11 protein-coding genes and 1 tRNA gene are annotated in these 9331 nt (G+C 68.8%); 10 read left to right on the top strand and 2 right to left on the bottom strand.

Annotation, left to right across the window (positions count from 1 at the left end; all coding sequences use genetic code 11):
* Positions 1 to 100 precede the first annotated feature (100 nt).
* The 8 genes from AC3WPZ_RS26505 (at position 101) to AC3WPZ_RS26470 (ending at position 5163) form a co-directional block, all read left to right on the top strand.
* The gene (locus AC3WPZ_RS26505; protein ID WP_382155722.1) at positions 101 to 403 is read left to right on the top strand and encodes an urease subunit gamma; all 303 of its coding nucleotides are present in this window, start codon (positions 101 to 103) and stop codon (positions 401 to 403) included.
* A gap of 25 nt (positions 404 to 428) precedes the next feature.
* A complete protein-coding gene (locus AC3WPZ_RS26500) occupies positions 429 to 1016 on the top strand; it encodes a HupE/UreJ family protein (protein WP_382155719.1) in 588 nt (195 codons plus the stop codon).
* A 4-nt stretch (positions 1017 to 1020) separates the two neighbouring features.
* Entirely contained in the window at positions 1021 to 1326 is a 306-nt protein-coding gene (locus AC3WPZ_RS26495; protein ID WP_297399432.1) for an urease subunit beta, read from the top strand.
* Between the two features lie 10 nt (positions 1327 to 1336).
* Entirely contained in the window at positions 1337 to 3055 is a 1719-nt protein-coding gene (gene ureC / locus AC3WPZ_RS26490) for an urease subunit alpha (protein ID WP_492442341.1), read from the top strand.
* An 8-nt stretch (positions 3056 to 3063) separates the two neighbouring features.
* A complete protein-coding gene (gene ureE, locus AC3WPZ_RS26485) occupies positions 3064 to 3615 on the top strand; it encodes an urease accessory protein UreE (protein ID WP_444687214.1) in 552 nt (183 codons plus the stop codon).
* Positions 3602 to 4324 carry an urease accessory protein UreF gene (locus AC3WPZ_RS26480; protein ID WP_492442339.1) on the top strand — a complete coding sequence of 241 codons (723 nt, stop codon included), beginning with the start codon at positions 3602 to 3604 and terminating at the stop codon, positions 4322 to 4324. Before ureE ends, AC3WPZ_RS26480 begins: the two co-directional genes overlap by 14 nt.
* A 28-nt stretch (positions 4325 to 4352) precedes the next feature.
* Positions 4353 to 5033: an urease accessory protein UreG gene (ureG, locus tag AC3WPZ_RS26475; RefSeq protein ID WP_382155704.1), complete on the top strand. Its 681-nt coding sequence runs from the start codon at positions 4353 to 4355 to the stop codon at positions 5031 to 5033.
* Positions 5034 to 5075: 42 nt separating this feature from the next.
* Positions 5076 to 5163: transfer RNA gene (locus AC3WPZ_RS26470), tRNA-Ser, on the top strand.
* Between the two features lie 164 nt (positions 5164 to 5327).
* Here the strand turns inward: AC3WPZ_RS26470 and AC3WPZ_RS26465 are convergent.
* Positions 5328 to 5777, bottom strand: a complete 450-nt coding sequence (locus AC3WPZ_RS26465) for a DUF4148 domain-containing protein (RefSeq protein ID WP_382321368.1) — start codon at positions 5775 to 5777, stop codon at positions 5328 to 5330.
* A 230-nt stretch (positions 5778 to 6007) separates the two neighbouring features.
* On the opposite strand from AC3WPZ_RS26465, the gene AC3WPZ_RS26460 reads away from it, so the two are divergent.
* Together AC3WPZ_RS26460 and AC3WPZ_RS26455 are read left to right on the top strand one after the other, a co-directional pair.
* Positions 6008 to 6691, top strand: a complete 684-nt coding sequence (locus AC3WPZ_RS26460) for a heavy metal response regulator transcription factor (RefSeq protein WP_291113937.1) — start codon at positions 6008 to 6010, stop codon at positions 6689 to 6691.
* Positions 6688 to 8091, top strand: coding sequence for a heavy metal sensor histidine kinase (locus tag AC3WPZ_RS26455; protein WP_492442336.1), 1404 nt, complete (start codon positions 6688 to 6690; stop codon positions 8089 to 8091). Before AC3WPZ_RS26460 ends, AC3WPZ_RS26455 begins: the two co-directional genes overlap by 4 nt.
* A gap of 15 nt (positions 8092 to 8106) precedes the next feature.
* Here AC3WPZ_RS26455 and hemW read toward each other — a convergent pair whose 3' ends face one another.
* Positions 8107 to 9300, bottom strand: a complete 1194-nt coding sequence (hemW, locus tag AC3WPZ_RS26450; RefSeq protein WP_492442344.1) for a radical SAM family heme chaperone HemW — start codon at positions 9298 to 9300, stop codon at positions 8107 to 8109.
* Positions 9301 to 9331 lie beyond the last annotated feature (31 nt).

Raw genomic sequence — 9331 nt, 5'->3', positions numbered from 1 at the left:
GGATTTCGCAGCTTTCATGCCACGCCGGGCCTGGGGCACGGGAATTGCTGATTCCAGGGCAACTTGTATGCTCAGGCTCCCTTGACGATCGCGCACCACCATGGAACTCACGCCCCGAGAGAAAGACAAGCTGCTGATCTTCACCGCCGCCTTGCTGGCCGAGCGGCGCAAGGCGCGCGGCCTCAAGCTCAACTATCCCGAATCGGTGGCGCTGATCAGCGCGGCCGTGATGGAGGGCGCGCGCGACGGCAAGACCGTGGCGCAGCTGATGAGCGAAGGCCGCAGCGTGCTCACCCGCGCCGATGTGATGGACGGCATCGCCGAGATGATCCCGGACATCCAGGTGGAAGCCACCTTCCCCGACGGCACGAAACTCGTCACGGTGCACCAGCCGATCGTGTGACCCCATTCAGGATTCAGGAGACCCCATGACTTTCGCCTTCTTCCTCAAGCGCGCCCTGCCCGCCCTCACCCTCGCCGCCCTGTCGTTCTCCGCCGCCGCCCATGTGGGCGATGCGCACGACCACGGCGGTTTCCTCACCGGCTTCCTGCACCCCATCACCGGGCTGGACCACCTCGCCGCCATGCTGGCCGTGGGCGTGTGGAGCGCCATGACCACGAAACGCCTGTGGGTCGCACCGGTGTCGTTCGCCGCCCTGCTGCTGGCCGGCGCGCTGATGGCGCAGGCGGGCGTGGCCTTCCCCGCCATCGAGCCGATGATCGCGGCCTCCATGCTGGTGGTGGGCCTGCTGCTGGCCGCGCAGGTGAAGCTGCCCGAGGCGGCGGGCGCGGTGCTGGTGGGGGCCTTCGCGCTGTTCCACGGCGCGGCGCACGGACAGGAGCTGGCCGATGGCGCGGCCCTGGCCGGCATGGTGCTGGGCACGGCCGTGCTGCACGCGGTGGGCATCGGCATGGGCCTGGGCCTGAAGCGCGCCAACCACTGGCTGCCGCGCGTGGCCGGCGGCGTGGTGGCGCTGATGGGCCTGAACATGGGCTGGTCCCTGCTGGCGGGCTGAAGCCATGATCCCCGGCGAACTCTTCACCGACGCGGGCGAGCACCCGCTCAACCCCGGCCGGCGCACGATCACCCTGGTGGTGAAGAACGGCGCCGACCGCCCGATCCAGGTCGGCTCGCACTACCACTTCGCCGAAACCAATGGCGCGCTCGACTTCGACCGCGCCGCCGCGCGCGGCATGCGGCTGAACATCGCCAGCGGCACCGCCGTGCGGTTCGAGCCCGGCCAGCAGCGCACCGTCGAGCTGGTGGACTACGCGGGCGACCGCATCGTGTACGGCTTTCGTGGCCTGACCCAAAGCGCCCTCTGAAAGACAGCCCATGGCAAGCATCCCCCGCAGCGCCTATGCCGACATGTTCGGCCCCACCGTCGGCGACCGCCTGCGCCTGGCCGACACCGGCCTGGTGATCGAGATCGAGAAGGACTACACCCTGGCCGCCGGTGGTTACGGGGAGGAAGTGAAGTTCGGCGGCGGCAAGACCATCCGCGACGGCATGGCGCAAAGCCAGCGCACCCGCGCCGAAGGGTCGGTGGACACGGTGATGACCAACGCGGTGATCATCGACCACTGGGGCATCGTCAAGGCCGACATCGGCTTGAAGGGCGGGCGCATCGTCGCCATCGGCAAGGCCGGCAACCCCGACACCCAGCCCGGCGTGGACATCGTCATCGGCCCGGGCACCGAGGTCATCAGCTGCGAAGGCCACATCGTCACGGCCGGCGGCATCGACAGCCACATCCACTTCATCTGCCCGCAGCAGGTGGACGAGGCGCTGACCTCGGGCGTGACCACCATGCTCGGCGGCGGCACCGGCCCGGCCACCGGCACCTTCGCCACCACCTGCACGCCCGGCCCCTGGCACATCGAGCGCATGCTGCAGGCCGCCGACGGCCTGCCCATGAACCTGGGCTTCCTGGGCAAGGGCAACGCCAGCCTGCCCGCCGCGCTGCACGAGCAGATCGACGCCGGCGTGATCGGACTGAAGCTGCACGAAGACTGGGGCACCACGCCCGCGGCCATCGACAACTGCCTGAGCGTGGCCGAAGAGGCCGACGTGCAGGTCGCGATCCACAGCGACACGCTCAACGAATCGGGCTTCGTGGAGAACACCATCGCGGCCACCAAGGGCCGCAGCCTGTGCGCCTTCCACACCGAAGGCGCCGGCGGCGGCCACGCGCCCGACATCCTGCGCGTGGTCGGCGAGGCCAACTTCCTGCCCTCGTCCACCAACCCGACCATGCCCTACACCGTCAACACGCTGGACGAGCACGTGGACATGCTCATGGTCTGCCACCACCTGGACGCGGGCATCGCCGAGGACCTGGCCTTCGCCGAAAGCCGCATCCGCCGCGAGACCATCGCGGCCGAGGACATCCTGCACGACCTGGGCGCCATCAGCATGATGAGCAGCGACAGCCAGGCCATGGGCCGCGTGGGCGAGGTCATCATCCGCACCTGGCAGACGGCCGACAAGATGAAGAGCCAGCGCGGCACGCTGCCCGAGGACAGCTCGCGCCATGACAACTTCCGCGTCAAGCGCTACATCGCCAAGTACACGATCAACCCGGCCATCGCGCACGGCATCGCGCACATCGTCGGCTCGCTGGAAGTGGGCAAGTGGGCCGACCTGGTGCTGTGGAAGCCCGCCTTCTTCGGCGTGAAGCCGGCGCTGGTGCTCAAGGGCGGCAGCATCGCGCTGGCCGCCATGGGCGACCCCAACGCCTCCATCCCCACGCCGCAGCCGGTGCACTACCGGCCCATGTTCGGCAGCTTCGGCGGTGCCACCGCGAAGAGCAGCCTGACCTTCGTCTCGCAGGCCGGCCTCAAGGCCGGCGTGGGCGAACGCTACGGCCTGCAGAAGACCCTGTCGGCCGTGCAAGGCGTGCGGGGCGTGACCAAGGCCCACATGGTGCACAACGCCCTGCTGCCGAAGATGGAGATCGACCCGCAGACCTACGCGGTGCGCGCCGACGGCGTGCTGCTCACCTGCGAACCCGCCACGCGCCTGCCGATGGCGCAGCGCTATTTCCTGTTCTGAGCGCCGCGATGCTGCAAGTCTCCAAGCTCATCCCCCAAGGCCAGGGCCTCGCCAAGCCGCTGGTGCAGCGCGCGGCACAGCTGGTGCTGGACTGGGACATCCGCCAGAAAAGCCGTTTCGACGCCACCACGACCGACGAGCGCCACGTGGGCGTGTTCCTGCCGCGCGGCACCGTGGTGCGCGGCGGCGACGTGCTGCTCACGCAGGACGGTTCGCTGCTGCGCGTGGTCGCCGCGCCGCAGCCGGTGCTGCGCATCACCGCCTGCCCCGACCACCCTGCGCAGGACCAGGCCTTCGACCTGATGCGCGCGGCCTACCACCTGGGCAACCGGCACGTGCCGATCGAACTGCGGCCCGACCACCTCAAGATCGAACCCGACCACGTGCTGGCCGACATGCTGCGCGCCATGCACCTCACCGTGGTGGAGGCGCGCGAGCCCTTCGAACCCGAGGGCGGTGCCTATGGCGCCCAGGGTGCGGGCCACGGCGGCCATGCCCACGGGCACGGCCATCACCACAGCCACGGCCACGATCACCACCACGGACATGACCAAGGCTGACGCGGGCCACCCGGTGCCCGAGCGCTCCGCCGCCAGCCTGCTGCAGATCCTGTGGCTGGCCTCGCCCGCGCTGCCCGTGGGCGGCTTCTCCTATTCCGAGGGCCTGGAGGCCGCCGTGGACGCGGGCCTAGTGCACGACGAAGCCAGCGCGGCCGCCTGGCTCACCGACCAGCTGCACCTGGGCCTGGCGCGCAGCGACCTCGCGGTGGCGGCCCAGGCCATCCCCGCCTGGCGCAAGCAGGATCTGCCTCGCGTGCGCGAGCTGAATCACTGGGTGCTGCAGACCCGCGAAACGCTGGAGTTCCGCCTGCAGACCGAGCAGATGGGGCGCTCGCTGCTCGAGTGGGCGCGACAGCTCGGCGAGCTGGGCGCGGGCGTGTTCGAGCAACTGCAGGCCGCCGACCTGAACCCGCCCACCTACCCGGTGGCCTGCGCCTGTGCCGCCGCGAGCGCGCAGGCCAGCGTGCGCGACAGCCTGGTGGGCTATGCCTTCGGCTGGGCCGAGAACCTCGTGCAGGCCGCCATCAAATCGGTGCCGCTCGGCCAGAGCTCGGGCCAGCGCATGCTCGCGCGGCTGGCGCAGCAGATCCCCGATGCGGTGGACCACGCCATGGCCCTGAGCGACGACGCCCGACAGGCCTTCAGCCCCATGCTCGCGATTCTTTCCGCGCGCCACGAAACGCAATACTCTCGCCTCTTCCGCTCCTGAGCACGCGCCCCCCCACAAGGAGACCGCCATGACCACCGCCCTGCACCACATCCCCCGCCGCACCAAGACCCTGCCCCCCTTGCGCGTGGGTATCGGCGGCCCCGTCGGCTCGGGCAAGACCACGCTGCTGGAAATGCTCTGCAAGGCCATGCGCGAGCGCTACGACCTGATCGCCATCACCAACGACATCTACACCAAGGAAGACCAGCGCCTGCTCACCGTGAGCGGCGCGCTGCCGGCCGAACGCATCATGGGCGTGGAAACCGGGGGCTGCCCGCACACCGCGATCCGGGAAGACGCCTCGATCAACCTCGAAGCCATCGACCGCATGCTGGACCAGTTCCCGAACGCCGACGTGGTGTTCATCGAAAGCGGCGGCGACAACCTGGCCGCCACCTTCAGCCCCGAACTCAGCGACCTCACGATCTACGTGATCGACGTGGCCGCCGGCGAGAAGATCCCGCGCAAGGGTGGCCCCGGCATCACCAAAAGCGACCTCTTCGTCATCAACAAGACCGACCTGGCGCCCCACGTGGGCGCCGACCTGGAGGTGATGAAGGCGGACACCGCGCGCATGCGCCCGGATGCCGCGCGCCGCCCCTGGGTGATGACCAACCTCAAGACCCTGACGGGTGTGGACGAGGTGGTGCGCTTCATCGAGACCCGGGGCATGCTGCGCAGCGAAGCCCGGGAGCCCGTGCCGGCCTGAAACACCGGCGCAGGCTAAAATCCCACCCTTGTCATCGCTCCCGGAGACTTGGGTGAGCGGTTTAAACCAGCAGTCTTGAAAACTGCCGACCCGCAAGGGTCCGTGAGTTCGAATCTCACAGTCTCCGCCAGAACCAGAAACAGCAACGGGCCCATGGGGCCCGTTGCTGTTTCTGGTGCGGACAACGCGGTTCGCATCGGCATCACTCCTGTTGCATGGTGAAAAACAACCCTGACAAGGTGCTCCGGCAGGTCAGTTTGGGGCAGCCGGATCACCTCGCCATGCGGGCTGCCTTCACTGGCCCAGGCTGACGCTGGTGCCGGCGACGGCGCGCAGACCGGCCTGACGCACTTGCTCGGCCTGTTGCGCGGTGGCGATCACCGGGTACGCGGCGTCATTCTCATTCACCAGGCCCAGGCGCTGGGCTTCTTTCAGCTCGGCCACCACTTGGGCGCGGGTCTTCTCGAAACCGGCGGGCACCTCGAACTTCACGATGTCGGTGTCGGCCAGGCGGCCGGCGTCGCGGGCGGCGATGGCTTGGGCACGGACTTCGTTGCGGCTCAGGCTGGAGCCCGTGGCAACTTCGAATTTCACGATGTCGGTGTCGGGCAGCTGGCCGGCGTCGCGGGCGGCGATGGCCTGGGCTTGCACTTCAGCGCGGGTCAGCGGCGCGCTCTGGGCCATGGCGGCACCGGCAACAGCCGTCAGCATGAGGGGGATGAGGACACGGGTCGAGAGTTTCATGATGCTTCCTTGAACGGTAGGTTGAATGGATGGATGGAGGTTTGGATGGAGGTTTGTGCCGCCTTGGTTTCGGCACAGGAGAGACTGTAAAAACCGGGTCTGTCATTTTCAGAACGCGAGAATTACGGATTCGTAATGCAGCAAAACGGGCAATTCCGTGACAATTCGGTGTCGTGCAAGGCCTTTTGCCGCCTTGTTGTCCCTCCATCCGGTCACTAAGCCCCACTCCCATGCGCGTGCTGGTCATTGAAGACGAATCCAAGCTGGCGGACTACGTCAAGCGGGGTCTCTCCGAGGCCGGTTACACCGTGGACGTCGCCCGCGACGGCATCGAGGGCCGCTACCTCGCGCTCGAAGGCGACTACCAGTTGCTGGTGCTGGACATCATGCTGCCCGGCATCGATGGTTTCGGCGTGCTCGCGGCGCTGCGCGAGAAGCGCAACACGCCGGTGTTGATGCTCACCGCGCGCGACCGCGTGGAAGACCGGGTGCAAGGCCTGCAGGCCGGCGCGGACGACTACCTCGTCAAGCCCTTCGCCTTTTCCGAACTGCTGGCCCGCGTGGCCGCGCTGCTGCGCCGGGGCCCCGCCGCCGTCGCCGAGGCGGCCAACACCCGCATGGCGGTGTGCGACCTGGAGATGGACCTGATCAGCCGCAAGGCCTGGCGCGCCGGCCAGCGGCTGGACCTCACGGCCAAGGAGTTCTCGCTGCTGGCGCTGCTGGCGCGCCGCAAGGGGCAGATCCTCTCGCGCACCACCATCGCCGAGCAGGTGTGGGACATGAATTTCGACTCCGACACCAACGTGGTGGAAGTGGCGGTGCGCCGCCTGCGCTCCAAGATGGACGATCCCTTCAAACCCAAGCTGCTGCACAACGTGCGCGGCATGGGCTACGTGCTGGAGGAACGCACATGAACACCTCGACGACCGTGCTGGACGCGGCCCCGGCCCTGGGCGGCGACAAGCCCGCCGAGGCGCCCTGCACCTATTCCATCGGCCGGCGCCTCTCCCTGCTGCTGGCCGTGCAGACGGTGATCGGGCTGGGCGTGCTGCTGGCTTTCATCTATGGCGCCACCTCCATGCTCTTCATCGCCAAGCACGAGGAAGAGCTGCGCAGCTACAGCACCGTGCTGGTGGACGTGTCGCGCGAGGCCTACGCCCAGGGTGGCGAGGCCGAAGTCAAGGCCAAGATGGCCTGGCTGGCCGAACGCCGCCCGGGCACCTTCGTGCAGATGAACCGCGCCGACGGCAGCGAGTTCTACCGCGACGCGGCACCCACCTTCGACGTGAACCAATCCACCGCCCGCGGCATGGATTTCGCCGTGCCGACGGCGTCTGGCGGCCTGCTGCAGGGCAAGGTGGTGCTGGACTGTTCGCAGGACGCCAAGACCGCCCGCCGCATGGCCCTGTTGCTGGTCGGCGCCGTGCTGGCCGGTGGGGCTCTGGTGGGCTGGGGCACCTTCTGGCGCGTGCGCTGCAGCCTGCGCCCTCTGCTGGACCTGGCTGCCCAGACCAAGGCCATCGACGCGCGGCGCCTGGGCCAGCGAATCTCGCTGGCCGAACCGGCCGAAGAACTGCAACCGGTGATCGACCAGTTCAACGGCCTGATGCACCGCGTGGAGCGCACCTATGTGCAGCTCGAGGGCTTCAACGCCGACGTGGCGCACGAGCTGCGCACCCCGCTGGCCAACCTGATCGGCCAGACCGAGGTGGCGCTCAGCCGCGAGCGCAGCGTGGCCGAGCTGGAGGAAACGCTGCACTCCAACCTGGAAGAGCTGCAGCGCATGGCGGCCATCGTCAACGACATGCTGTTCCTGGCCCAGGCCGACCGGGGCGTGAAGGCACGGCGCAGCGCGCCGGTGAGCCTGGCCGAGCTGGTGCAACAGGTGGTGGAGTTCCACGAAGCCCCCATGGACGAGCGTGGGCTGCGCGTGACCATCGAGGGCGATGCCCACCTGTCGGTGGATGCGCCTTTGATCAAGCGCGCGATCTCCAACCTGCTGGGCAATGCGATCCGCTACGCCGACCAGGGCTCCGCGCTGTGCGTGCGCATCGCGCCCGAGTCGGAAAGTGGCGCGCGCCTGTGGGTGGAAAACACCGGGCCGTCGATCGAAGCCTCGCACCTGCCGCGCCTCTTCGACCGCTTCTTCCGCGCCGACGCCGCGCGCTGCGAGATGGAAAAACCGCACCATGGCCTGGGCCTGTCCATCGTGGCGGCCATCGCGCGCATGCACGACGGTTTCCCGGCGGCCGAATCCAGCGGCGGCACCACGCGCGTGGGCTTCAGCCTGCAGACCAACGCGGCCAGCGCCTGAGCGAACCCGGCGGGCTCAGTCCGCCAGGAACAGTTCCTGCAGGTCGCTCAGGAAATCGAAGCCGCGTTCGGTCGGCCACACCCGGGTGGCGTCGCGCGCGATCAGCCCCTTCTGCTCTGCCTGCGCCAGGGCCGGCGCGATGCTGGAGAGCGGCAGGCCCGTGCGCTCCATGAACTGCAGCAGCGTGAAGCCGTCCTTGAGCCGCAAGGCGTTGAGCATGAACTCGAAGGGCAAGGCCTTGCGCGAGACTTCGTCGGCGCTCACCACGGCGTTGCCCGCCAGCGCGCGCTCCATGTACAGGCGCGGCTCGCGCACACGCACCGGCCGGGCCACACGGTGCGCGAAACTGAGCTTGCTGTGCGCGCCGGCACCGATGCCCAGGTAGTCCCCGAACTGCCAGTAGTTGAGGTTGTGCCAGCACTGGTGCCCCTCGCGCGCGTAGGCCGACACCTCGTAGCGTTGCATGCCCGCCTCGGCGGTGAGCTCGGTGATGCGGTCCAGCATGTCCCAGGCCTCGTCCTCCTGCGGCAGCGCGGGCGGGTACTTGGCGAAGTAGGTGTTGGGTTCGAGCGTGAGGTGGTAGATCGAGATGTGCGGCGGCGCGAACGACAGCGCGGTGCGCACGTCGGCCTCGCAATCGGCCAGCGTCTGCCCCGGCAGCGCGTACATGAGGTCGAGATTGAAGGTGTCGAAGGCCTGCGCGGCCTCTTCCACCGCGGCCAGGGCCTGATCGCGGTCGTGCACCCGGCCCAGCGCCTTGAGGTGGGCATCGTTGAAACTCTGCACGCCGATCGACAGGCGCGTCACGCCCGCGTCGCGGAAGGCGCGGAAGCGGTCTTTCTCGAAGGTGCCGGGGTTGGCCTCCAGCGTGATCTCCGCATCGGCCTCCAGCCGCAACATCGCGCGCACGTCGCCCAACAGGCGGTCGATGGCGGCGGGCGAGAACAGGCTGGGTGTGCCGCCGCCGATGAACACGCTGTGCACCGTGCGGCCCCAGATCAGCGGCAGCGAGGCCGCGAGATCGGCGCGCAGGGCCTCGAGGTAGGCGGTTTCGGGCAGAGCCTCGCCGGGCGCGGCGGTGGCCGTCCATTCGTGCGAGTTGAAATCGCAGTAGGGACATTTCTTCAGGCACCAGGGCAGGTGGATGTAGAGCGACAGCGGGGGCAGGCTCTGCAGCTGCAGCGTGCCCGGGCGCATCCAGTGGCGCACGTCGTTCCAGGCCGGGTCGGGGGGGGGGGCG

The sequence above is a fragment of the Hydrogenophaga sp. FW305-3-2-15-A-LB1 genome, from assembly GCF_058787875.1.
This window is presented reverse-complemented; position numbering and strand designations above follow the sequence as displayed.